Origin of the sequence: Polaromonas potterensis, from assembly GCF_033446725.1 — a bacterium.
GTDB lineage: Bacteria > Pseudomonadota > Gammaproteobacteria > Burkholderiales > Burkholderiaceae_C > Polaromonas.
Window position 1 is genome coordinate 24,774 of the sequence record NZ_JAWQLX010000013.1, and the last position, 22,659, is coordinate 47,432.

Consider the following 22,659-nt stretch of genomic DNA (forward strand, 5'->3'; position numbering starts at 1 on the left):
CGTTCAGATGCCGGCCAGCGCGATCGAGTTTGCCAGGGCCTGACCGCCGCCATAGCTGTCCTGCACAGGCGGCAGGCCGCCCAGCGAGACGCGGATCGCGCAGTATTTGAACTCCGGGATCTTGGCAAAGGGGTCGAGCGCGGCGTTGGTCAGCTTGTTGATGGCAGCCTCGTAGTAGCAGAAGGGCACAAAGACTGCGCCACGCGGCGAGCTTTCGTCGGCCCGAGCATAGAGTGCGACCTTGCCGCGGCGGGACTCGATGGTCACCACGTCACCCGGCTTGCCGCCCAGGGCCACCAGATCCAGCGGATGCACCAGCGCCACCGGATCGGGCTCGATCGCGTCCAGCACCGTCGCGCGCCGCGTCATGCTGCCGGTGTGCCAGTGTTCGAGTTGGCGCCCGGTGATCAGCACCAGGGGGTACTCGGTGTCGGGCCGCTCGTTGGCCGGGATGATGTCGGCCGGCACAAAGCGGGCACGCCCGGTTTCGCGCGGGAAATCATCCACAAACACCACGGACTGGCCCGGGTCGCCTTCCTTCAGGCAAGGGTAGGTCACGGCATGTTCACGCTCCAGCCGGTCCCAGGTGATGCCGCCTATGCTGGGCATGGTGTGGCGCATCTCGTCGAAAACTTCGCTGACATGGTTGTAGTGCCAGTCCAGGCCCATGCGTTTGGCGATCTGCTGGATGATCCACAAATCCTGGCGCGCATCACCGGGCGGGTTGATGGCCTTGCGGCCCATCTGCACCAGCCGGTCGGTGTTGGTGAAGCTGCCATCCTTTTCGGGGAAGGCGCTGGCCGGCAGGATCACGTCGGCCAGGTAAGCGGTTTCAGTCAGGAAGATGTCTTGCACCACCAGGTGGTCCAACGCCGCCAGCGCTTCACGCGCGTGGTTGGCGTCGGGGTCGGACATGGCCGGGTTTTCGCCTTGCACATACATGCCGCGTATGCCGCCTTTCTTGATCGCGTGCATCACCTCGACCACCGTGAGGCCGGGCGTGTCGTCCAGCGAGCCGGCAGGCACCTTCCAGGCTTTTTCGAAGCTGGCGCGCACCACCGGGCTGGACACATGCTGGTAGTCCGGGAACATCATGGGGATCAGGCCCGCGTCGGACGCGCCCTGCACATTGTTCTGGCCACGCAGGGGATGCAGGCCGGTGCCGGGCCGGCCAATCTGGCCGGTCATCAGCGCCAGCGCGATCAGGCAACGGGCATTGTCGGTGCCGTGTACGTGTTGCGACACACCCATGCCCCAGAGGATCATCGAACCCTTGGAGGTCGCGTACAGCCGCGCCACGTAGCGCAGGGTGTCGGCGTCAATGCCGCAGATGGGGGCCATCAACTCGGGCGTGTAACCTTCGACGTTTTTACGCAGTTCTTCGTAACCGATGGTGCGGCTGTCGATGAAAGCTTGGTCCACCAGGCCTTCGGTCACGATGACGTTCATCATGGCGTTGAGCATAGGCACGTCGGTGTCGGGCTTGAACTGCAGGTGGCGGTGTGCCAGGCGGGTCAGGTCCGAGCGGCGCGGGTCCAGCACCAACAGCTTGCTGCCGTTTTTGATGGCGTTCTTGATCCAGGTCGCGGCCACCGGGTGGTTCACCGTCGGGTTGGCACCGATGATGACAATCACCTCGGCCTTGGTCACGTCCATCACGGGGTTGGACACCGCGCCCGAACCTATGCCTTCGAGCAGGGCCACGACGGAGGAGGCGTGGCACAAGCGTGTGCAATGGTCCACGTTGTTGCTGCCGAAGCCGGTGCGCACCAGCTTCTGGAACAAATAGGCCTCTTCGTTGCTGCCCTTGGCCGAGCCGAAGCCGGCCAGGGATTTTTTACCGTGCTGGTCGCGGATGGCGGCGAGTTTGCCGCCGGCGAACTCCAGCGCTTCTTCCCACGTGGCTTCACGGAACACGTCCATCACCCGGTCCGGGTCCATGCTGAAGTCGCCGGTCTTGGGCATGCCGGCGCGGCGTATCAGCGGCTGGGTCAGGCGTTGCGGATGGTGGGCATAGTCAAAGCCGTAACGGCCTTTGACGCAGAGCCGGCCATGGTTGGACGGGCCGTCGCGGCCTTCGACAAACAGAATTTTGTCATCCTTGACGTTGTAGGTTAGCTGGCAGCCGACGCCGCAATAAGGGCAGACCGAGGCCACCTGTTTGTCGGGCACAGCCAGCGCGGCTTCGCGCGCCGGCATCAACGCGCCTGTCGGGCAGGCCTGCACACATTCGCCGCAGGCCACGCAGGTGGAGGCGCCCATGGCGTCGTCCATGTCGAACACAATCTTGGCCTGGTCGCCGCGAAAGGCCAGGCCGATCACGTCGTTGACCTGTTCGTCGCGGCAGGCGCGGAGGCAACGTGTGCACTGGATGCAGGCGTCGAGGTTGACGGCAATGGCGGGGTGGGACAGGTCCTGGCGGACTTGTTTGCGCGCCTCAAAGCGCGGTTTGCCGACCCCGATTTTGGCGGCCCATTGGTCCACCTCGTTATTGCGGGTGTATTCCTTTTCGGGCATGTCGGACAGCAGCAGCTCGAGCACCATTTTTTGCGAGGCCACGGCGCGTTCGCTGTTGGTGATCACTTTCATGCCGGCGGTGGGTGCCCGACAGCACGAAGGCGCCAACACACGTTCGCCATTGATTTCGACCATGCAGGAGCGGCAGTTGCCGACCGCTTCCAAACCTTCCTTGTAACAAAGGTGGGGGATTTCCACACCTTCGCGCTGGGCCACCTGCAGCAGGGACTCGGAGGCCCGGGCCGTCACGTCACGGCCGTTGAGGCTGAAACTCACGAGCGGCGCGTCGAGTTCGGCGAGTTCTTGTCTTGTAATAGCGTTCATCAGAAATCCTTAAAGTCCACAAAGGCCCCGGCCGCAGCGCAGGGCCGCCCCAAGCAAGGCCTGCCCCCTCGGGGGGCAGCGTAGTACGCGTAGCGACAAGCGTGGGGGCTCATAATTCATGCGGGAAATATTTGACAACGCAGTCCATGGGATTGGGCGCGGCCTGGCCCAGGCCGCAAATCGATGCGTCACGCATGACCAGCGACAGGTCCGCCAGCAGGGCGAGGTCCCATTTGGGCTGCTCCATGAGGTGCGCCGCTTTGGCCGTGCCGACGCGGCAGGGCGTGCACTGGCCACAGGACTCGTGGTGAAAGAAACGCATCATGTTGCGTGCCGCGGCTGTGGCGGTGTCCTGGTCGGACAAGACCATGACGGCGGCCGAACCGATAAAACAGCCATAGGGTTGCAAGGTGTCGAAGTCCAGCGGGATGGTGTTCAGCGTGGCCGGCAGGATGCCGCCCGAGGCGCCGCCCGGCAGGTAGGCGTAGAAATTGTGGCCGTCCAGCATGCCGCCGCAATATTCGTCAATCAGCTCCTGGATGGTGATGCCGGCAGGCGCCAGCTTCACGCCGGGTTCCTTCACGCGGCCGGATACGGAGAAGGAGCGCAAGCCCTTGCGGCCGTTGCGGCCGTGCGAGGCAAACCATTCACCGCCTTTTTCCAGGATGTCGCGTACCCAGTACAGGGTTTCGAAATTGTGTTCCAGGGTCGGACGGCCAAACAGGCCGACCTGCGCCACATAAGGCGGGCGCAGACGCGGCATGCCGCGTTTGCCTTCGATGGACTCGATCATGGCCGACTCTTCACCGCAGATGTAGGCGCCGGCACCGCGGCGCAGCTCGATGTCCGGCAGGCCGGCCATCAGCGGCGACTGCCTGAGTTTGTCCAGCTCAGCTTCCAGCATGGTGCGGCAGCCGTGGTACTCGTCGCGCAGGTAAACATAGATTTTTTCGATGCCGACGGTCCAGGCGGCAATCAGCATGCCTTCCAGGAAACGGTGCGGGTCGCGTTCCAGATACACGCGGTCCTTGAAGGTGCCGGGCTCGCCTTCGTCGATGTTGACCGCCATCAGGCGTGGGCCTTGTTCGGCCCGGACAATGCGCCATTTGCGGCCTGAGGGAAAACCTGCACCGCCCAGCCCGCGCAGGCCGGAATTTTCCATGGTCTTGATGACGGCCTCGACATCCTGTTGGCCAGAAACACATTGCTGGAGCAGGGCGTAACCGCCGGCGGCCTGGTAAGCAGCGAAGTCCACAAAACCCTCAGGCACATGTTTGACGGCGCCTGTCGCGACGATGGCCACAACGGCCTCGCAGCTGGCATTCGGCACCGGGTTTTGCCCCACCACCACGGCTGGCGCCTGCTCGCAACGCCCAACACAGGGTGCCGCAATGACCCGGACTTCGCGGCCCAGCAGGGCCGGGAGTTTGGCCAGCAGGTCTTGCGCACCTGCCATTTCGCAGGACAGGCCATCACACACCCGCACGGTGAGTGGTGCTGGCGCAGCTTCACCTTCCTTGACCACATCGAAGTGGTGATAAAAGGTCGCGACCTCGTAGACCTCGGCCTGGGACAGGCGCATCTCTTGCGCCAGTGCCGCCAGATGGGCGGCCGACAGGTGGCCGAAGCGATCCTGGATCTTGTGCAGGTGTTCGATCAGCAAATCCGGCTGCCGCGATTCGCTGCCCAGCAGGCCTTGCACATCGGCCAGGGCCTCCGGGTCCACGCGGCGTCCCTTGGGTGCCTGGCGTTTGCGCTGCTTGCTGGAGGCCTCTATGACGGCGATGGGGATGATGGGGTGATTCATGGGCTTGCTGTTACTTGCTGGCTGGCGAAGGCGGCGTTGAGGGATGTCCGGCTCAGATGACGTGTTCGGTGCGTAATTCGGCGATGTACTCGGCGCTGTAGCCGAGTTGGGTCAAGACCTCGTCCGTGTGTTCTCCGAGCAGGGGTGAACGTGTGACTTCGGTGGCGCTGTCCGAGAGCTTGATCGGGTTGCCCACGGTCAGGTATTTGCCGCGTGTGGGGTGGTCGACCTCGACAATGGTGCCGGTGGCCCGCAGTGCGGGTTCTTCGGCGATTTCCTTCATCGAGAGAATCGGACCGCAGGGAATGTCGTATTTGTTGAGGATGTCCATGGCCTCGAACTTGGTCTTGGTCATGGTCCACTGCTCGATACGCGCGAAAATCGGCTTCAAATGCAGCAGGCGGGCGGCGGCTGTGGCGTAGGCCTCGTCGGTGATCCAGCCTTCTTCGCCGATCACCTTGCACACCGCCGGCCACACACCGCCTTGCGTGATGAAATAAATATAGGCATTGGGGTCGGTTTCCCAGCCCTTGCATTTCAGGATGGAGCCCGGCTGGCCGCCGCCGGATGCATTGCCCGCACGCGGCACGGCCTGGCCGAACTTGCCATCCGGGTATTGCGGGTACTCGTGCATGGTGCCGGTGCGCTCCAGGCGCTGCTGGTCGCGTAGCTTGACGCGGCACAGGTTCAGCACGGCATCCTGCATGGGTGCCAGCACCTTCTGGCCACGCCCTGTGGTGTTGCGCTGGTACAGCGCCGCAACAATGCCCAGCGCCAGGTGCAGGCCGGTGCCGCTGTCGCCGATCTGGGCGCCGGTGACCATGGGCGGGCCGTCGTCGAAACCCGTGGTCGAGGCGGAGCCGCCGGCGCATTGGGCGACGTTTTCATACACCTTGCAGTCTTCGTAAGGTCCGGGCCCGAAGCCCTTGACCGAGGCCACAATCATGCGCGGGTTGAGCTGCTGGATGTGTTCCCAGGTGATGCCCATGCGGTCCAGCGCGCCTGGGGCGAAGTTTTCCACCAGCACGTCGCAGGTCTTGATGAGTTCGTCCAGCACCTGCTTGCCCTTGGCATTTTTGGTATTGAGCGTGATCGAGCGCTTGTTGTGGTTCAGCATCGTGAAATACAGGCTGTCCACGCCGGGGATGTCGGCGAGTTGGCCGCGTGTGGCGTCGCCTTCGCCAGCGCGTTCCACCTTGATCACATCGGCGCCGAACCAGGCCAGCAGTTGCGTGCAAGTAGGACCCGACTGGACATGGGTGAAATCAAGGATGCGAACGCCGTCTAACGCTTTGCTCATGAAGAATTCCTGCTGGGGTTGAATGGGTTATTCGGCCATGGTCCAAGCCATGGCACCGGCCGCGTTGGCAGCCGGTTCAACCTCTATATTAATCATCGCGCCCGTGAGGTGGTTTCCCCGCCTGATTTACAGGGGGGCCGCCGAAGGGGTGATCTGGCTTTCAAGCTCCATCAGGCGTTTGCGCAGGCCGCGTTCCTCGGCGAAGCGACTGGTTTCGTCGCGAATGACGGCCACAATGGCCGAAACTTGGCCGTCAGGCGCATGTAACAGGGCGACGGTGAAGGCGATGGACAGCCCATGCCCGTCCTTGTGCACGGCCGGCACCCGTAAAACGTCGTTGCCGTAACGGGTTTTACCGGTCGCCATGGTCCTGTGATAACCGTCCCAATGGCGTTGTTGCTGGCGTTGCGGAATGATCAGGTCCAGCGATTGGCCCAGGGCTTCCTCTTCCGTGAAGCCAAACATGCGTTGTGCCGCCGGGTTCCACAAGGTGATGGCGCCGCCAGCGTCCGAGGCGACGATGGCGTCGCCCACGGCCTCCACCAGCTGTTTCAGGTCGGTTGTTGATTGCATAAGTCCACTCCTGGTGCGGGCCAATAAGCTGGCTGGGTCCTCAAACAAAGACGGCGTCCAACCTGAACGCCGTCTTTGCGAGTCATGAAGACCAGTGTGTCACATGAGGTCGGTCAAACGGCTTTTGCAGTGTGCATGGCCGCGATCTGGTCCTTGCTGTAGCCGAGTTCGGCGAGAACTTCGTCGGTATGTTCACCCAGCAGGGGCGATGCCGTTACTTCGGGCTTGGTGTCAGAGAACTTGATCGGGCTGCCCACTGTCCAATAGCTACCGCGCACTTTGTGCGGTACTTCAACGATGGAGCCACTGGCGCGCAAGGATTCGTCATGCAACAAATCCTTCATCGACAACACGGGCGCGCAAGGAATATCAAACTTGCGGAAGATGTCCACGGCTTCGAACTTGGTCTTGTCAGCGATGAATGCTTCAATCGTGGCGAAGATGTCCATGATGTGCGGCTGGCGTGCTTTGGCCGTGGTGTAGGCGGGGTCGGTTTTCCACTCGGGTTTGCCCAATGCGTCGCAGATCGGCTCCCAGGCGTGGCCCTGAACCGTGAAATAGATGTAGGCGTTGGGGTCGGTTTCCCAGCCCTTGCACTTCAAAATCCAGCCGGGTTGTCCGCCACCGCCGGCATTGGCGCCACGCGGCACCACGCCGTCTTTGAAGGCTTCCATTTCATGCGGGTATTGCGGGTACTCTTCCAGGTAGCCAAGGTTGTCCAGACGCAACTGGTCGCGCATTTTGACGCGGCACAGGTTGAGCACACTGTCCTGCATGGACACGGCGACTTTTTGGCCCTTGCCAGTCTGCTGGCGGCCGATATAGGCCGTCAAAATACCGATAGCCAGGTGCATGCCGGTATTGCTGTCGCCCAGAGCGGCAGACGAAATGGTGGGACCTGAGTTCTCGCCCTTCCAGTAGCCGGTGGTGGACGCTGCGCCGCCTGCGCACTGGGCCACGTTTTCGTAAACCTTCAGGTCTTCGTAGTGGTGGCCGTCAGAGAAACCCTTGACGGATGCCAGAATCATTTTTGGGTTGAGTGACTGGATGTGTTCCCAGGTGAATCCCATACGGTCCAGCGCGCCCGGTCCGAAGTTTTCAACCAGGACGTCGCTTGTTTTGATGAGTTTTTCCAGGATGGCCTTGCCCTCGGGCTTCTTCGTATCCAGGGTCAGGCCGCGCTTGTTGCTGTTGAGCATGGTGAAGTACAGCGCGTCAGCGCCTTCGATGTCGCGCAACTGGCTGCGGGTGACGTCGCCAGAGCCAGGACGCTCGACCTTGATCACGTCAGCGCCGAACCAGGCCAGCATCTGAGTGCAGGCGGGACCGGCCTGAACGTGGGTGAAGTCGATGATCTTGATGCCCGCGAGTGGTTTGTTGCTCATTTTGCTTTCTCCTTAAATAGTGACTTGCTTACTTCTTCTTCGCGCTTTGCGGATTCAGGCTGGTGATACGACCGCTTTCGGTGCCTGCGGTTTCGTCGATGATGGCGTTGATCAGGGTCGGCTTGCCCGAGGCCACAGCCTCGTCCAGCGCCTTGGCCAGTTCCGCAGGGGTGTTGGCCAGCACGCCGACGCCACCGAAGGCCTGCATCATCATTTCGTAGCGGGCGTTCTTGACGAACACGGTGGGCGCCACATCGCCGCCGCGCGGGTTCACGTCGGTGCCTTTGTAGATGCCGTTGTTGTTGAAGACGATCACGCAGATCGGCAGGTTGTAGCGGCAGATGGTTTCGACTTCCATGCCGCTGAAACCAAAAGCGCTGTCACCTTCAATGGCGATCACGGGTTTACCCGTGGTCACGGCGGCGGCGACGGCATAACCCATGCCGATCCCCATGATGCCCCAAGTGCCGACGTCCAGGCGCTTGCGCGGCTCGTACATGTCGACAATGCTGCGTGCGAAATCCAGGGTGTTCGCGCCTTCGTTGACAACGATGGCATCCGGACGCGCCTTGACTGCGTTGCGAATCACGTTCAGCGCGCTGTGGAAGTTCATGACTTCGGGGTTCAGCGCCAGGGTGGCCGCCATTTTGGTCAGGTTTTTATCCTTGCGCTCGGCGATGCCCTGGGTCCACTCGGCCGGCGGTTTGGCCCAGCCTGAGCCCATGCCAGCGAGCAGTGCCGAGACACAGGAGCCGATGTCGCCGACCAGCGGAGCGGCGATAGGCACGTTGCTGTCCATTTCGGTGGGCGAGATGTCGATCTGGATGAATTGCCGGGTGTCGGCATTGGCGCCGCCCCAGGTCTTGCCCTTGCCGTGTGACAGTAGCCAGTTCAGGCGCGCGCCGACCAACATCACTACGTCGGCTTCGGCCAACACGTGGGAGCGGGTGGCGGAGGCCGATTGCGCATGGGTGTCAGGCAGCAGGCCCTTGGCCATGGACATGGGCAGGTAAGGGATGCCTGTCTTTTCGATCAGGGCGCGGATATCGGCATCACATTGGGCATAGGCTGCACCTTTGCCGAGCACGATCAGCGGACGCTTGGCACCCTTGAGCAGGTCGAGCGCGCGTTGGACCGAATCGGGCGCAGGGAGCTGACGCGGCGCCGGGTCCACCACCTTGATCAGCGAACGTTTGCCGGCTGCGGCATCCATGGTCTGTGCGAAGAGTTTGGCGGGCAGGTCGAGGTAGACGCCGCCGGGACGGCCGGACAGGGCCGAACGGATGGCGCGTGCGATGCCGACACCGATGTCCTCGGCGTGGAGTACGCGAAACGCTGCCTTGCACAGTGGTTTTGCGATGGCCAGTTGGTCCATTTCTTCGTAGTCGCCTTGCTGCAGGTCGACGATCTCACGCTCGCTGGAGCCGCTGATCAGAATCATCGGGAAGCAGTTGGTGGTGGCGTTAGCCAGCGCCGTCAAGCCGTTCAGAAAACCCGGCGCCGACACGGTGAGGCAGATGCCGGGTTTTTGCGTCAGGAAGCCGGCGGCCGCGGCGGCGTTGCCGGCATGCTGCTCGTGACGGAAGGAGATCATGCGAATGCCCTCGGCCTGCGCCTTGCGCGTGAGGTCGGTGATGGGGATACCGGGCAGACCGAAAATCGTGTCGATGCCGTTGAGCTTCAGCGCGTCGATGACAAGATGAAACCCGTCGGTCGTTTCCTGTGTTTGCGTGTCGTTTGTCATGATGAATGTCTCTTCGTTTGGCTTCGATAAAGGTTGATCAAGAGGGCTGGCAGGGTCGGGCGTCTCAAAAAAGCGCGTAGGCCCAAGTCAAGGCCGCCTGGCGTGGATGTGCCATCCCGCTCTTGCGCCCAGACCTGTCTTCTGCACCGTCGAGGTATCATAGGAATCGATTCAGGTTTCGCGATTGACCACGGTCAATTTTTGTTGCATTTGACCTCCCCTGAGCGGGCCTATCCTGCGTCCCGCCCAAACTTACGTCTCCATGCTGTCCGTACAAAACCATCCCGAAAGAAATATCATTCGTGTCCAGTTGGGGCAGAACCTGGTCCTGAAGGGGATGACGGCGGAGCAGAGTGCGGAACTGGAGACCCTCCTGGTCGTGGTGGACTGCCAGAAGGGCGATACCCTGCTACATCAGGGCGCGCATGACATGGAGCAGTATTTCATCCTGGAAGGCATCCTGAAACGGGTGGTCACCAACCAGGAGGCCAAGGAAATGATCCTCAGGTTTGCCGACGAGCGCGACATGGAAACCAGCTACGCGGCCTGGCGCCTGGGCACCCCCACGCCTTACAGCACCGTTTGTGTGACCAAGGGCCGGGTGGCCAAGTTGCCGTTGGCGGAATGGGTGGCATTCCTGGAGCGCCACTACGACATCAAACAGTCTTTCGAGTATTACGTCATGCGCCTGATGAGCGAAATTATGGCGCACACCATCACCTTGCATTTGCTGGATGCGCCTGGGCGGGTCAAACGTTTTGTGCGCAAACATCCGGAGCTGTTCGAGCGTATTCCGAAGAAGGAGTTGGCGTCTTACCTGAACCTCTCCGCAGAAACCCTGAGCCGGCTCAAGCAGCGCGGCAAGATTTGATCGACTGACACAGGTCCTGAAAGCAAAAAAGCCGGGTGTTGCCACCCGGCTTTTTTGTGTCTGAACGGTGTGTGATCAGTCGACCGGCTGTTCTGCCGCAAATTCAGGCCGCTTGGGCGGACGAATCTTGGCCAGCACGCGGGACACCAGCGGCCAGAACAGCAGCACCAGGGCCAGCGTGGTGATACCACCAACCAGGGGGTTGGCCCACATGATGGACAACTCGCCTTGCGACACCAGCATGGCCTGGCGGAAGGAATCTTCGGCCTTGTCGCCCAGCACCAGGGCCAGGACCAGCGGTGCGAGCGGGTAGTCCAGTTTCTTGAAGAGGTAACCCATCACGCCGAACAGCATCATGAACCAGATGTCCAGCATGGCGTTGTGGACGGTGTAAGCACCTATCGCGCAGATCACGACAATCACCGGTGCAATGATGGAGAAGGGGATGCGCAGAATGGAGGCGAACAGCGGCACGGTGGTCAACACCACAATCAAGCCGACCAGGTTGCCCAGGTACATGCTGGCAATCAGTCCCCAGACAAAGTCTTTTTGCTCCACAAACAGCAGCGGCCCGGGTTGCAGGCCCCAGATCAGCAAACCACCCAGCAAAACGGCGGCTGTTGGCGAGCCCGGAATGCCCAGGGCCAACATGGGAAGCAGGGCGCTGGTGCCGGCGGCATGGGCTGCGGTTTCGGGTGCAATCACGCCTTCGATTTCGCCAGTGCCGAACTTCGATCCGTTCTTGGACATTTTCTTCGCCAGGCCGTAACTCATGAACGAGGCCGGGGTGGCGCCGCCAGGGGTGATGCCCATCCAGATGCCGATCAGGGAGCTGCGGATGGAGGTCATCCAGTATTTCGGCAGCTTCTTCCAGGTTTCCAGTACCACCTTGGGATCGATCTTGGCGCTTTTGCCGGAGAAGGCCAGACCTTCTTCCATGGACAGCAAAATTTCACCGATGCCGAACAGGCCAATCACGGCGATCAGGAAGTCGAAGCCGCGCATCAGGTCGGGAATACCAAAGGTCAGGCGCAACTGGCCGGTGACCGTGTCCATGCCCACGGCCGCCAGCGCAAAACCGATGGCCATGGAGGCCAGGATTTTGAACGGAGAACCTTTGCCCATGCCGACAAAGCTACAGAAGGTCAGCAGGTAGACGGCAAAAAACTCGGGGGGGCCGAACTTGAGCGCGAACTTCGCAACCAGGGGTGCCATGAAGGTGATCATCACCACGGCAACAAAAGCCCCAATGAAGGAGGACGTGAACGCTGCGGTCAATGCCGCACCGGCGTGCCCGTTTTGCGCCATCGGGTAGCCGTCGAAGGTGGTGGCCACCGACCAGGGCTCGCCGGGGATGTTGAACAGGATGGATGTGATGGCACCACCGAACAGGGCACCCCAGTAAATACACGACAGCATGATGATGGCTGAGGTGGGTGACATGGTGAATGTCAGGGGCAGCAAAATGGCCACACCGTTGGCACCACCCAAGCCGGGCAACACCCCGATCAGCACGCCAAGGATGATGCCCACAAACATGAGGAGCATGTTCATCGGTGTCAGGATGACACTGAATCCGTGAAAAAGCGCGTTTAGTTCTTCCATGTCATTGTCCGGTCAGTAAATTGCAATGGGCTTGAGGCGGGAGGAGGGGGCTCAATAGCCGAGGAAACTCAAGGGATCGAACTGGCCTTTGAACAAAGGCACTTTGAACCAGACCTCGAACATGAAGAAAAACAGCACCACCACGATGAGGGCGGTGATCACACTCTTGATCCGGGAAAATTTGCCCAGGATGATCATGAACAAGGCGATGTAAACCGCCGACGCGACATAGAGGCCTATGAACTGGACCACCAGCACGTAAAGCAAGGCTGGCAACAGCACCGACAAAACGCGTTTGAGCTGCTCGCCGTCAACAAAAATGTCGGTGTTTTTGTTTTTGCCGAACAAGGCCTGGTACAGGGTGCCGGCGCCGGAAATGCAGAGAATCAAGCCGATGTAAAAAGGGAAATAACCCGAGCCTGGGCCGTCGCTGGTCCAGCCTGAGCCCAGCGCTCGACTGCCCTGAAGCACCACCGCCCCCATGATGACGATGCATAAAGCAACAACGGCTTCGACGACATAGGTGGCGACGCCCGTGCGACGCTCCACGCCGGATTCTTGGTTTGGCTCCATCAGGAACTCCCGCTGAGTTGGTTGCCCTGTGCCAGGGCGAACAGTGATCGAATGGCGGGCCAGTGCAAGAATGGCCGGCCCGCAGTGCAAACCCCGTATCTGCGGGGCTTGCCTTATTTGGCGATGAAGCCGGCTTCTTTCATCAGGTCGCGGTGCATGTTCTCGGCACTACCTAACCATTTGTTGAAGTCTTCGCCGGACAGGGTGGTCTGGTTGAACGCACCTTTTTCCATGTAGTCCTTCCACTCAGGCGTTTCGCGGACTTTCTTGAGCATGTTGACGTAAAACTCAAGCTGATCCTTGGTGACGCCCGGTGGCATGAAAATGCCGCGCAGCATCACGTAATCGGCTGGCACGCCCGCTTCCTTGCAGGTGGGAATGTCGCCCCAAGACTGGGTGTCCGTGACCTTGGTTTTGTAAGGCATGCGTTTTTCGTCGAACACACACAGGGCACGCAACTGGCCAGCGCGCCATTGGGCGACGGCTTCAATCGGGTTGTTCACCGTGGAGTCGATGTGTTTGCCAACCAGTTGCACCGCCACTTCGCCACCGCCTTTGAACGGAACGTAGATGAACTTGGTGCCGGTAGCGCGCTCGATGCCGACGGTCAAAATCTGGTCCTCCTGCTTGGAGCCGGTGCCGCCCATCTTGATTTTGCTCGGGCCGGCGGCTTTCACCGCGGCCAGGTAGTCTTTGGCATTTTTTGCGGGGTTTTCGGCATTGACCCACAACACAAACTGGTCCAGGGCCATCATGGACACGGGTGTCATGTCACGCCAGTTGAACGGCACACCGGTTGCCAAGGGCGTGGTGAACAGGTTGGACAAGGTGACCACGATTTTGTGCGGATTGCCGGTTGCCCCCTTGATTTCCAGAAAACCCTCGGCACCGGCACCACCAGACTTGTTGACGACAATCAGGGGTTCTTTCATCAGCTTGTGCTTGATGACGATGCCCTGGATCAAGCGGGCCATCTGATCGGCGCCACCGCCGGTACCTGCAGGCACCACGAATTCGACCGGTTTGGTCGGCTCCCAGGCCGCATGGGCTGGCAACGTCATCAGCGCCGCTGCGGCGATGGCTCCTGTCGCCACCACGGTCAGTCCACTCCTGATACTTGCAAGTTGGGTCTTCATCGCTTTGTCTCCTGTGTTTGGTAGCTTTGAGGTTAAGGCCGGGACTTCTTGGTGAATCCCTGGCCGGAACGTATCACAACGGTATGGTGTTACCAAGTGGGCGAAAAATTCTTGACGAGGGTCAAGTTTGCCCAATTTTCGAGTCACGCTAGGGGTTTGTCCGGAGTCCCGGACGTGGTGGCCGGATAGCGTAATTCCCTAGGGAAAATGAGTCCGCCAGCTGCAGCATGAATTTCAGTTCGGCGGGCATGTGCATCGGATCCGGCCGGTTCCTGAATTTTCACAGGCGCGACAAGCCATGAAAAATCGATGGCGGTTGGTTTTTGGGGTTGACCTGCGTTGCCTTAGTCCACGCGCAATCGTGTGAAGGCGGCTTGTGCCTGAACCCAAAAGTGATTCGCGGCGAAGGCTCGTCTCAAACCGAAACTGCGTTGGGGGGGGGCGATTTGTCCGGCTCGCAGGGCTGTCGGTGGCGCCAGTCCTCAACATCAAGGAAACGCAAGGCGTTCTGACTGCTGTCAAGAGGCCGGTTCTGCCTTGCCGGGTTGACGACAACCCGGTCGAGCTGAAGACGCTGACGCCCGATCAACAAGCCAGGGTGTGGACGGGGGCCAGCTCAGGTGGCGGGTTGAAGCCGCAGCTGCCCATGTTCGGCTTCCATGGTTCTGGCGAGCAGCTTGACCAGGGCATACACTGTGTCGATGTGGGGCGTGGGTGTCTGTGTGAGGCGTCCGAGTTCCACGACCGATCCCACCAGCGCATCGATCTCAGGCGCCCGGCCGGCTTCGATGTCCTGCAGCATGGAGGTTTTGTGTTTGCCCACCTTCTCGGCGCCGGCGATGCGTTTTTCCAGGGTCACGCGAAACGTGATGCCCAGTTTGTGCGCCACGGCCTGCGCTTCACGCATCATGCTGGCCGCCAGTTCGCGTGACAAGGGGTATTGGCAGATATCCAGCAGGGTGGCGTGAGCCAGGCTGCTGATGGGGTTAAAAGTGAGATTGCCCCAGAGCTTGAGCCAGATCTCCGCGCGGATGTTGTCCAGTACCGGCGCCTTGAAGCCGGCCTTGCCAAAACATTCGGAGATACGTGTGACCCGCTCGCTGTTAGAGCCGTCCAGTTCACCGACCGGGAAACGATCGCCTTCCAGATGCCTGACCACGCCGGGCGCCACCAGTTCCGAAGCCGGATAAACGACGCAACCGATCACGCGTTGTGGCGGAATTTTTTCCACCAGAATGCCGCTTGGGTCCACGCTGTGCACCTGGCAGCCTTCATGGGGGCCGCCATGTTGGTGAAAATACCAGTAGGGGATGCCGTTCTGCATGGTCACCACCGTGGTGTCTGGCCCGAAAAGTTTGGGCAGCTCATCGGCCACCGCTTCCACCTGATGCGCTTTCATCGCCAGGATCACCATGTCTTGCGGGCCAGCTTCGGCATAGTTGTTGCTTGCCTTGACGCCGGCCGCGATGTGTTCAGTGCCGTCATGCATGATGAGTTTCATGCCCTTGTTGCGAATGGCCTCCAGGTTGGCGCCCCGCACCATGAAGGTCACGTCTTCGCCAGCCAGGGCCAGCTTTACGCCTACATAGCCGCCTATGGCCCCGGCCCCAATAATCGCAATCTTCACAGCACTTCTCCTGAAATAATTTATTCGAACCGGTTGCTGAGCCTGCCGATGCCGGCAATCTCCACCTCGACAGTGCTTCCCGCTTGCATGGACCCCACCCCAAGGGAGGTGCCGCACAGAATGATGTCACCGGGGTAGAGGGTCATGTCCTGGGAGATCAGGCTCACCAGTTGTTGCACGGAAAAGCGCATGTCGCTGATGGGATAGTCCTGGCGAACTTCGCCGTTGAGCATGGTTTTCACCACCAGCTTTGTCGGGTCCAGTCCGGTCGCCACTACCGGCCCAAAAGGGCAGAAAGTATCGAAACCTTTGGCGCGCACCCATTGCGCAAACGAGGCATCGCGGTTCAGGATGTCTGCGACCGTCACGTCGTTGGCGCAGGTGTAGCCAAACACGTGATTCAAGGCATCACTTTCGGGGACCCGCTTGCAGGTCTTGCCGATGACAATGCCCAGTTCTCCTTCGAAGACCACCTTGCCGCCGCATGCCGGTTTGAGTATGGTGCCGTTCGGGGCCAGGTAGGTGTTGGGCGCCTTGATCAGGTACAGCGGTTCCTCCGGCACCGCCAGCTTGAGTTTCTCGCCCAGCGCCCGGAAGTTGTTCCACAAGGCGATGACTTTGCTGGGTTGAACCGGTATCAACAAGTTGACCTCGGTCAGCGGCAGCCAGCGATCGGTGGGGGTGGCCCCTGTAAACATGTCCCCCTCGCAGACCCGGATGCGATCGCCTTGCAGAAGTCCAAAGTGGATGGTGCTGCCTTCCGAGAAACGTACCCAATGGTTTGGCATTCGGGTCTCTCAGGTCAAAACAATTGACGCTGGCCGGTGCGTCGGTGTACTGCTTGGTGCGTGTTGTCGGGGGCCATCTGGCGCGTACCCGTAAGCGCTGTCCAGCCAGCTGCTCGGTGTTGGGCGGGCTCGATTGCCGCCCATGCTGGCGTGGCTGCGCGCCTGGGCGACCGCGATGGCGTTGACCAGAAAGTCAGCCTCGTAGGCGCGCAGCAGGTGGGCTTGCTCGGTTTCCAGGTAGACACGTACCGCATTCCGGCCATGCGCTTGCAAGCGGGCATAGGTCGCGGCATCCCAATGCCAGGTCAGGCCGAGTTCCTCGAAGGCCGCGTTGTACGCATGACGCTGGGCCTCGGCCGTTTGGCCGCTGACGGTTTGGTCGAGCAGGGCGTTGAGCATGGCAGTTCTCCTCTTGGTTGACGCTTTCCGGGCAAGGGCGGCGCGCAATGCACCGGGCTTGAGCCCAAATGTAGAGAAGAATAATGATTAGTAATAGTTAAAGTATTTGATACTATGCATAACTCATAGATTATGAATAAAGAGGGGCGAATGAAAAACGCGACGCTGCGCCAGCTCAAGGTGTTCGAGGCCGTGGCCCGCAACCTGAGTTTTTCACGTGCTGCCGAGGAGTTGCATCTGACGCAACCGGCGGTGTCCATCCAGGTCAAAAAACTGGAAGACCACGCTGGTCTGCCGCTGTTCGAGCAACTGGGAAAAAAAATCCATCTCACGCCTGCGGGCGCGGAAATGCTTCACTCCAGCCGGATCATCATCCAGCAGTTCAAGGAAGTTGAAGAGGCCATGGCGCAGTTCAAAGGTATTTCCAGCGGCAAATTGAACGTGGCGGTGATCAGTGCCGGCGACTATTTTTTCCCGCGCCTGCTGGTGGAGTTTGCGCGCTGCCACCCCGGCGTGACCCTGAATTTTGGTGTCTGCAACCGTGAAGAGTTGCTGGACCAGTTGGCGGACAACCTCACCGATCTGGCCATCATGGTGCGGCCGCCGCTGGACATGGACACCGAGCACGAAGCTTTTGCACCCCATCCCTATGTGGTGGTGGCTGCACCCGACCATCCGCTGGCCACGAAAAAACGCATTCCGCTGTCGCGCCTGGTGCGTGAGCCGTTTGTGGTGCGTGAAAAGGGTTCGGACACCTGGAGCTCCATGGAGGAGGGTTTTGGTGCACACCTGGCCGAGCTGAATATCGCGATGGCAATCAAGAGCACCGAGACCATCAAGCAAGCCGTGATCGCCGGCATGGGTGTGAGTTTTTTGTCTGCGCACACCATCAGCCGCGAGTTGCAGGTTGGCAGCCTCCGTGTGCTGGATGTCCAGGGTTTTCCGCTGATGCTGCATTGGTATGTGGTGCACCGCCGGAACAAACGCCTGACCCCGGTGGCCCAAGCCTTCAAGAGTTTCCTGCTGAGTGACGGCGCGGCCCTGATTGAGCAGACCATAGGTTATCGACCCAAGTCGACAGCCTCCGCCAAGAGGTTGCGGACCAATTGAGCGAGGGGCTTAGTGAGCTGGAATAAGCAACTTGCGCTCACGCGCAAAGTCGGCTGCATTCATTTTTTTACCGCCTTCGGGTCGCAGTTTCAACACTTCGATTTGCCCGCCATGTGAATTGATCAGCACGCCCGCGTCCGTGATGCCCGCCATTTCCCCGGGCTTGCCACGCACGGCCGTGAAGCCGCGTACTCGATGTTTGCGGCAGTCATAAAGCCAGACGCGGGTTCCGTCGAGCACGGTCCAGGCCCCTGGCGCGGGGTTGCAGGCGCGGATCAGGTTGTAGACCTGGTCCACGTGGTTGGCCCAGTTGATGCGGGACTCTTCTTCGTGGTACCAGCCTTCGTAACTGGCTTGTGATTCTTTTTGCGCCTGTTCTTCGTGCCGATCGGATGTCACCAGGTCGGCCGCTTCGAGCAGGGCCGCCACACCCATGGGGAACAGCTTGTTGAAGTAAAGCTCACCCAGCGTTTCGTCCGGCCCAATCGGGCAGGATTTCTGCAAAATAATCGGCCCCTCGTCAAGTCCGTCGGTCGGGCGAAAAATACTGATGCCGCTGTGGGTTTCGCCCAGCGCAATCGGCCAACTGATCGATGACGGTCCACGGTGCCGCGGCAGCAGCGAAGGGTGAAACTGGATGGTGCCGCAACGCGGAATATTCACAAACGCCTGCGGTGCGAACTGCACCACATAAGCCATGACGCCGATGTCTGCATTGAGTTCCCGCATGGCGTGTTCGGCATAACTGCTCTTCAGGCTGCTGAACTGGAACACCGGCAGGTGCCGGTCCTGGGCCGTCACGCGCAAGGCATCAGGCTTGGCGCCGGCTTTTTCCGGCATGCAGAACACACCCACCACCTCGTCCCCACGCGCCAAAAAGGCCTCCAGGGTGGCTTTGCCGAATTCCTGTTGGCCGATGAATGCGATTTTCATGGGTGGAAGTGAGGGTTGTTTAGCGGAGCAGAAAGTAGGCGGCCAGTGCGTACAACACCAGCGCAAATACTTTTCGGAGCGGCCGGATGTCCATGCGGTGGGCGGTACGTGCACCCAGGGGGGCGGTGCACATGCTGGCCAGCGAGATGACGATCAGGCCAGGCAGATAAAGATAACCGAAGGCGCCGGGCGGCATTTGCGGCAAGCCCTGGCCAGCCCAGATGTAGCCCAAGGTGCCGGCCAGCGCGATCGGGAAACCCAGCGCGGCCGAGGTGCCCACGGCATCGTGGATTTTGACGTTGCACCAGGTCATGAAAGGCACGGAAACAAAAGCCCCGCCTGCACCAACCAGCGACGACAACATACCGATCACACCACCCATGCCAAAGGTGCCCAGGGGGCCAGGCAAGGTGCGGCTGGGTTTGGGTTTGCGGTTCAGGAACATTTGTGTGGCGGAAAACGCCACAAAGACCGCGAACAGGATGCTCAGGACTTTGCCCGGCAGGGCCACCGCCACTTGTGCACCCAGCAGCGAGCCCAGCAGGATGCCGGGTGCCAACACGCGCACAATGGGCCACAGCACCGCGTCGCGCCGGTGATGCGCACGCACCGAGGACATCGATGTGAAGCAGATGGTGGCCAGCGAGGTGGCCACGGCCATCTTCACGGTGTATTCAGGCGGGAACCCCTTGGCCGAGAGGATGAAGGTCATGAAGGGCACCATCAACATGCCGCCGCCTATGCCCAACAGGCCGGCGAGAAAGCCGGTGGCGCTGCCCAAGAGCAGGAGTTCGAGAATCAGCAGGGGTTCGAGAAACATGCGGGCCGGGCTGGGCCCGAAAAGAGAACAAAAAAAGGTGTCTGCAAGTGCCACCGGACCGTCATCCTGAACCAGGGTTCAGGTGGGCGAGGGCAGTCAAGCTTCGGGTTCGTCTAACGCGAGACGATCACGCCAGCCTGACAATTTACCAAGCCCGAGCTCAAAGAGCATTGGTACAAGGAAATATAAAGCCCAGTGCGCACTGCAGACCCATTGATTGTAGGCGCTTGCGGCGGGCTCTGCCGGCGCCCCTTGTTGCCTTTACAGCAGGCGGCCGTCTACACCCAGCGCGCTGTCCAAGCGCTGCAGCAAAGACGCCAGTTGCGGCTGGGTTGACCCGTTGGTAGGCGTGTTGTTTGACGCCGCGAAGTCGGCGGCTTCGGGGTCCGCGGCCGTGGTTTGGCTGGTGCGTGAAGCTTTCAGCGCATTGGCTTCGAGTTCCGACAACTCGAAAGCCAGGTTCAGCGCGGCCAGCACCGCAATGCGGTCGCGCGCTTTGATTTTTCCGGCGTCGCGGATCTTGCACATGGCGGCGTCGACTTTTTCCACGGCGTCCAGCAAACGGACATCGCCGCCTTCGGGGCAGCCGAGCAGATAACTCTGCCCCATGATTTGGACGTCAAGCTGCTTCATTGGTCTGATCTCGCGGATGTTCTGACGCTGACCGACCCGAGGGACAGGGAGGACGACGAGTCCGGCAGCCGCTCGAGCAAGGCGTCAACCCGGGCCCGGGCGGCGCTCAGGCGTGAGCGGAGGGAGTCGCGCTCTTGCGTCAACTCGTGAACCTGTTCGCTGAGCAGGGTATTGGTGCGCTGCAATTCCTCGTAGCGCAACAGGAGCCGCTCGACGCGTTCGGCAATCTGGTCGATTTGGTTTTGATTCGACATGGCAGCCTGATTGTAGGGTTTGCAAGATTTTGGCGCGTAGAATCTCGCCTGTTGGTGCTCGCGGTGTGGTTCACACGCTGCAGTTCAACGGGAAGCAGGAGGGAGTCAAGGCCATCCGGACCGGGTTAGACCCAGTTCGCAAGCGCCGCGACTTTTAACCTGCGCTGCCCCCGCAACGGTAAAACGGACGAATGGTTTCCTGAAATTCAACTTCAGGTCGCATTCAGCCCTCATCACAGCCACTGAACGTTTGAACATACGTTTGGGAAGGCGATGAGGACAGTTCCGTCAGCCCGGATACCGGCCAACAAGGTGAACGCGCGCGTCTTTCAATTGACCGAGCGTTTGTAACGCTCAAGTACCGGCGGGGAAGCCGGTGAGGGCATTTTGTTGATTGCTTCCATCATGAAACCTGGTGTTTTTTGTGTGCGCCTTGCCGCACTTCCCTTGGCCTTGGCCGCTGCTTTTCCTTCTTTTGCGCAAACCGCCCCCGGCTCGCCCGGCCTGAAGGAAACCGTGGTGACCGCCACCCGTACCGCACAGCCGCTGACCGACCTGCTGGCCGATGTCAGTGTGGTTGACCGCGAAGCCATAGAACGCAGCGGCGCTGTCGGATTGGCCGACGTGCTGGCCCGTCTGCCAGGCATCGAGTTTCAGCGCAATGGCGGTCCAGGTACCAATACCGGCGTGTTCGTGCGGGGTGCCGAGTCGCGCTTCACGGCGGTTTACATCGACGGTGTGCGTGTGGACTCGCAAGCCACCGGTGGCGCGGCCTGGGAGAGCATTCCGCTCGGCCAGATCGATCGCATCGAAGTCCTGCGCGGGCCGGCGGCCGCGGTGTATGGCTCGGACGCCCTGGGCGGCGTGATCCAGATTTTCACGAAACGCGGCGAAGGCCCGTTTTCACCTTTTGTCGGCATCGGGTTGGGCTCGCGGGGCACACGCAAGGCCGATGCCGGCTTCAGCGGCTCCAATGGCGCGTTTGACTACTCGCTGGGCCTGGCCGATGAAAGTAGCGACGGCTTCAACTCGCGCACCATCGCCAGCCAGAACCCCGACCGCGACGGCTACCACAGCCGCTCGGCCAACGCCAAGCTGGGTTTTCAGATCAACAAGGCGCACCGGCTGGAAGCCTCTCTGCTGACCAGTGACATGAATTCGCAATACGACAGTGCGACGACACGGGATGACCGCAACCTGCACGAGTTGCAGACGATGGGGATCAACTGGCAGGCGCAGTGGACCGATACCTACAGCACCCGGCTAAGCATCACCGATTCGCGCGAAAGTTACCAGACCGTCCCCACGCCTTACCTGACCATCACCACGCTGCGCGGCTACCTGCTGCACAACGAGTTGCGCCTGGGTGCCCACCTGTTCACGGCTGACCTGGAGCGCAAGGAAGACCATCTGGAAAACGCGCCCATCAACCGCGGCCGTTCACAGAATGCACTGGCACTCGGTTATGGCTGGAAGGGCGGTCCGCACACGGTGCAACTGAACGCGCGGCACGACGAGGACAGCGAGTTTGGCGGTAAAAACACCGGCAGCGCCGCCTACGGGTTTGCGCTCACGCCGGCCTGGCGGGTCACGGCTTCGACCGCCACGGCCTTCCGCGCGCCCACGCTGTACCACCGCTTCAGCATCTACGGTGTCTCCACGCTGCAGCCCGAAAGCAGCCGCAATGTGGAACTGGGCCTGCGTTACGCCGAAGGCAACAGCAGCTTTGGCATCGTGGCCTACCAGAACAAGGTCTCCAATCTGATCACCTTCACCTCCGGCTCCGGTCCCTGCGCCAATGGGGTCGCGCCTGTGGCTTTGGCCAATCGGGCCTGTTACACCAACACCGCGCGGGCCGAATATTCGGGGGTCACGCTGACTGGCGGCTACAAGCTGGGCAACACCCGGCTGTCGGCTTCGCTGGACTTGCAGGACCCGCGTGATCTCGGCACCGGGAAAAGCCTGGCCCGACGCGCGCGCCAGCATGCGATGCTGGCAGCCGACACCAGGGTGGGCACCTGGTCGCTGGGGGCCGAAGCGCAGTTGTCGGGCCGCCGTTTCGACGACGCCGCCAACACCAAGGTGCTGGGTGGTTATAGCCTGTTCAATCTGAGCGCGAGCACGTCGGTGGCCAGGGACTGGACCGTGATTGCCCGTGTCGACAATTTGACCAACAAGTCGTATGAATTGGCTCAAACTTATGCCACGGCGGGACGCACCTTGTACGTCGGGCTGAAGTGGGCGCCGCTGTAAAAAGTCA

The 22,659-nt window shown here is 60.8% G+C and carries 19 protein-coding genes, 1 other RNA gene and 1 riboswitch; of the genes, 3 read left to right on the forward strand and 17 right to left on the reverse strand.

The genetic code is table 11. The features are described from left to right. Positions 1 to 3 precede the first annotated feature (3 nt). The 6 genes from fdhF to oxc all read right to left on the reverse strand — a co-directional run bounded on the left by fdhF (position 4) and on the right by oxc (position 9,650). Complete coding sequence (gene fdhF, locus R6254_RS19785; protein ID WP_318409395.1) at positions 4 to 2,841, reverse strand: formate dehydrogenase subunit alpha; 2,838 nt, start codon at positions 2,839 to 2,841, stop codon at positions 4 to 6. A 109-nt stretch (positions 2,842 to 2,950) separates the two neighbouring features. Then, positions 2,951 to 4,648 carry an NAD(P)H-dependent oxidoreductase subunit E gene (locus tag R6254_RS19790; protein ID WP_318409396.1) on the reverse strand — a complete coding sequence of 566 codons (1,698 nt, stop codon included), beginning with the start codon at positions 4,646 to 4,648 and terminating at the stop codon, positions 2,951 to 2,953. A gap of 52 nt (positions 4,649 to 4,700) precedes the next feature. Next, positions 4,701 to 5,948, reverse strand: a complete 1,248-nt coding sequence (gene frc / locus R6254_RS19795; RefSeq protein WP_318409397.1) for a formyl-CoA transferase — start codon at positions 5,946 to 5,948, stop codon at positions 4,701 to 4,703. 126 nt (positions 5,949 to 6,074) lie between these two features. Continuing rightward, positions 6,075 to 6,521, reverse strand: coding sequence for a PAS domain-containing protein (locus R6254_RS19800; RefSeq protein WP_318409398.1), 447 nt, complete (start codon positions 6,519 to 6,521; stop codon positions 6,075 to 6,077). Positions 6,522 to 6,634: 113 nt separating this feature from the next. After that, the gene (gene frc, locus R6254_RS19805) at positions 6,635 to 7,906 is read right to left on the reverse strand and encodes a formyl-CoA transferase (protein ID WP_318409399.1); all 1,272 of its coding nucleotides are present in this window, start codon (positions 7,904 to 7,906) and stop codon (positions 6,635 to 6,637) included. A 28-nt stretch (positions 7,907 to 7,934) separates the two neighbouring features. Further along, the gene (gene oxc / locus R6254_RS19810) at positions 7,935 to 9,650 is read right to left on the reverse strand and encodes an oxalyl-CoA decarboxylase (RefSeq protein ID WP_318409400.1); all 1,716 of its coding nucleotides are present in this window, start codon (positions 9,648 to 9,650) and stop codon (positions 7,935 to 7,937) included. A gap of 262 nt (positions 9,651 to 9,912) precedes the next feature. Between oxc and R6254_RS19815 the strand changes: the two genes are divergently transcribed. After that, the gene (locus tag R6254_RS19815) at positions 9,913 to 10,521 is read left to right on the forward strand and encodes a Crp/Fnr family transcriptional regulator (protein WP_318409401.1); all 609 of its coding nucleotides are present in this window, start codon (positions 9,913 to 9,915) and stop codon (positions 10,519 to 10,521) included. Between the two features lie 75 nt (positions 10,522 to 10,596). Here R6254_RS19815 and R6254_RS19820 read toward each other — a convergent pair whose 3' ends face one another. The 6 genes from R6254_RS19820 to R6254_RS19845 all read right to left on the reverse strand — a co-directional run bounded on the left by R6254_RS19820 (position 10,597) and on the right by R6254_RS19845 (position 16,649). Continuing rightward, on the reverse strand, positions 10,597 to 12,126 hold the full coding sequence (locus tag R6254_RS19820) for a tripartite tricarboxylate transporter permease (protein ID WP_318409402.1): 1,530 nt from the start codon (positions 12,124 to 12,126) through the stop codon (positions 10,597 to 10,599). A 51-nt stretch (positions 12,127 to 12,177) separates the two neighbouring features. Next, positions 12,178 to 12,699 (reverse strand): tripartite tricarboxylate transporter TctB family protein, encoded by a 522-nt coding sequence (locus tag R6254_RS19825; RefSeq protein ID WP_318409403.1) that lies wholly within the window; start codon positions 12,697 to 12,699, stop codon positions 12,178 to 12,180. A 113-nt stretch (positions 12,700 to 12,812) separates the two neighbouring features. Beyond that, complete coding sequence (locus R6254_RS19830) at positions 12,813 to 13,835, reverse strand: Bug family tripartite tricarboxylate transporter substrate binding protein (protein ID WP_318409404.1); 1,023 nt, start codon at positions 13,833 to 13,835, stop codon at positions 12,813 to 12,815. 616 nt (positions 13,836 to 14,451) lie between these two features. Then, a complete protein-coding gene (locus R6254_RS19835; protein WP_318409405.1) occupies positions 14,452 to 15,462 on the reverse strand; it encodes a 2-dehydropantoate 2-reductase in 1,011 nt (336 codons plus the stop codon). A gap of 20 nt (positions 15,463 to 15,482) precedes the next feature. Then, positions 15,483 to 16,250: a fumarylacetoacetate hydrolase family protein gene (locus R6254_RS19840; RefSeq protein ID WP_318409406.1), complete on the reverse strand. Its 768-nt coding sequence runs from the start codon at positions 16,248 to 16,250 to the stop codon at positions 15,483 to 15,485. A 9-nt stretch (positions 16,251 to 16,259) separates the two neighbouring features. Continuing rightward, positions 16,260 to 16,649: an HAD family hydrolase gene (locus R6254_RS19845; protein ID WP_318409407.1), complete on the reverse strand. Its 390-nt coding sequence runs from the start codon at positions 16,647 to 16,649 to the stop codon at positions 16,260 to 16,262. 150 nt (positions 16,650 to 16,799) lie between these two features. On the opposite strand from R6254_RS19845, the gene R6254_RS19850 reads away from it, so the two are divergent. Next, complete coding sequence (locus R6254_RS19850; RefSeq protein ID WP_318409408.1) at positions 16,800 to 17,759, forward strand: LysR family transcriptional regulator; 960 nt, start codon at positions 16,800 to 16,802, stop codon at positions 17,757 to 17,759. Positions 17,760 to 17,768: 9 nt separating this feature from the next. On the opposite strand, the gene R6254_RS19855 is transcribed toward R6254_RS19850, so the two are convergent. The 5 genes from R6254_RS19855 to R6254_RS19875 form a co-directional block, all read right to left on the reverse strand. Next, positions 17,769 to 18,692: a methionyl-tRNA formyltransferase gene (locus R6254_RS19855; protein WP_318409409.1), complete on the reverse strand. Its 924-nt coding sequence runs from the start codon at positions 18,690 to 18,692 to the stop codon at positions 17,769 to 17,771. Between the two features lie 19 nt (positions 18,693 to 18,711). Continuing rightward, positions 18,712 to 19,512 carry a sulfite exporter TauE/SafE family protein gene (locus R6254_RS19860; protein WP_318409410.1) on the reverse strand — a complete coding sequence of 267 codons (801 nt, stop codon included), beginning with the start codon at positions 19,510 to 19,512 and terminating at the stop codon, positions 18,712 to 18,714. Positions 19,513 to 19,546: 34 nt separating this feature from the next. Continuing rightward, a non-coding RNA gene (gene ssrS, locus R6254_RS19865) (6S RNA) lies at positions 19,547 to 19,726 on the reverse strand. A gap of 47 nt (positions 19,727 to 19,773) precedes the next feature. Next, positions 19,774 to 20,145, reverse strand: a complete 372-nt coding sequence (locus R6254_RS19870; RefSeq protein WP_318409411.1) for a cell division protein ZapA — start codon at positions 20,143 to 20,145, stop codon at positions 19,774 to 19,776. Further along, on the reverse strand, positions 20,142 to 20,399 hold the full coding sequence (locus tag R6254_RS19875) for a cell division protein ZapB (RefSeq protein WP_318409412.1): 258 nt from the start codon (positions 20,397 to 20,399) through the stop codon (positions 20,142 to 20,144). Before R6254_RS19875 ends, R6254_RS19870 begins: the two co-directional genes overlap by 4 nt. Positions 20,400 to 20,435: 36 nt before the next feature. After that, positions 20,436 to 20,722, forward strand: a riboswitch (cobalamin riboswitch). An 82-nt stretch (positions 20,723 to 20,804) separates the two neighbouring features. On the opposite strand from R6254_RS19875, the gene R6254_RS19880 reads away from it, so the two are divergent. After that, positions 20,805 to 22,652: a TonB-dependent receptor domain-containing protein gene (locus tag R6254_RS19880; protein ID WP_318409413.1), complete on the forward strand. Its 1,848-nt coding sequence runs from the start codon at positions 20,805 to 20,807 to the stop codon at positions 22,650 to 22,652. Positions 22,653 to 22,659 lie beyond the last annotated feature (7 nt).

Coding starts and splice junctions, on each gene's coding strand:
- fdhF (WP_318409395.1), bottom strand. CDS start 2,841: ATGAACGCTATTACAAGACAAGAACTCGCCGAACTCGACGCGCCGCTC.
- R6254_RS19790 (WP_318409396.1), bottom strand. CDS start 4,648: ATGAATCACCCCATCATCCCCATCGCCGTCATAGAGGCCTCCAGCAAG.
- frc (WP_318409397.1), bottom strand. CDS start 5,948: ATGAGCAAAGCGTTAGACGGCGTTCGCATCCTTGATTTCACCCATGTC.
- R6254_RS19800 (WP_318409398.1), bottom strand. CDS start 6,521: ATGCAATCAACAACCGACCTGAAACAGCTGGTGGAGGCCGTGGGCGAC.
- frc (WP_318409399.1), bottom strand. CDS start 7,906: ATGAGCAACAAACCACTCGCGGGCATCAAGATCATCGACTTCACCCAC.
- oxc (WP_318409400.1), bottom strand. CDS start 9,650: ATGACAAACGACACGCAAACACAGGAAACGACCGACGGGTTTCATCTT.
- R6254_RS19815 (WP_318409401.1), top strand. CDS start 9,913: ATGCTGTCCGTACAAAACCATCCCGAAAGAAATATCATTCGTGTCCAG.
- R6254_RS19820 (WP_318409402.1), bottom strand. CDS start 12,126: ATGGAAGAACTAAACGCGCTTTTTCACGGATTCAGTGTCATCCTGACA.
- R6254_RS19825 (WP_318409403.1), bottom strand. CDS start 12,699: ATGGAGCCAAACCAAGAATCCGGCGTGGAGCGTCGCACGGGCGTCGCC.
- R6254_RS19830 (WP_318409404.1), bottom strand. CDS start 13,835: ATGAAGACCCAACTTGCAAGTATCAGGAGTGGACTGACCGTGGTGGCG.
- R6254_RS19840 (WP_318409406.1), bottom strand. CDS start 16,250: ATGCCAAACCATTGGGTACGTTTCTCGGAAGGCAGCACCATCCACTTT.
- R6254_RS19845 (WP_318409407.1), bottom strand. CDS start 16,649: ATGCTCAACGCCCTGCTCGACCAAACCGTCAGCGGCCAAACGGCCGAG.
- R6254_RS19850 (WP_318409408.1), top strand. CDS start 16,800: ATGAAAAACGCGACGCTGCGCCAGCTCAAGGTGTTCGAGGCCGTGGCC.
- R6254_RS19855 (WP_318409409.1), bottom strand. CDS start 18,692: ATGAAAATCGCATTCATCGGCCAACAGGAATTCGGCAAAGCCACCCTG.
- R6254_RS19860 (WP_318409410.1), bottom strand. CDS start 19,512: ATGTTTCTCGAACCCCTGCTGATTCTCGAACTCCTGCTCTTGGGCAGC.
- R6254_RS19870 (WP_318409411.1), bottom strand. CDS start 20,145: ATGAAGCAGCTTGACGTCCAAATCATGGGGCAGAGTTATCTGCTCGGC.
- R6254_RS19875 (WP_318409412.1), bottom strand. CDS start 20,399: ATGTCGAATCAAAACCAAATCGACCAGATTGCCGAACGCGTCGAGCGG.
- R6254_RS19880 (WP_318409413.1), top strand. CDS start 20,805: ATGAAACCTGGTGTTTTTTGTGTGCGCCTTGCCGCACTTCCCTTGGCC.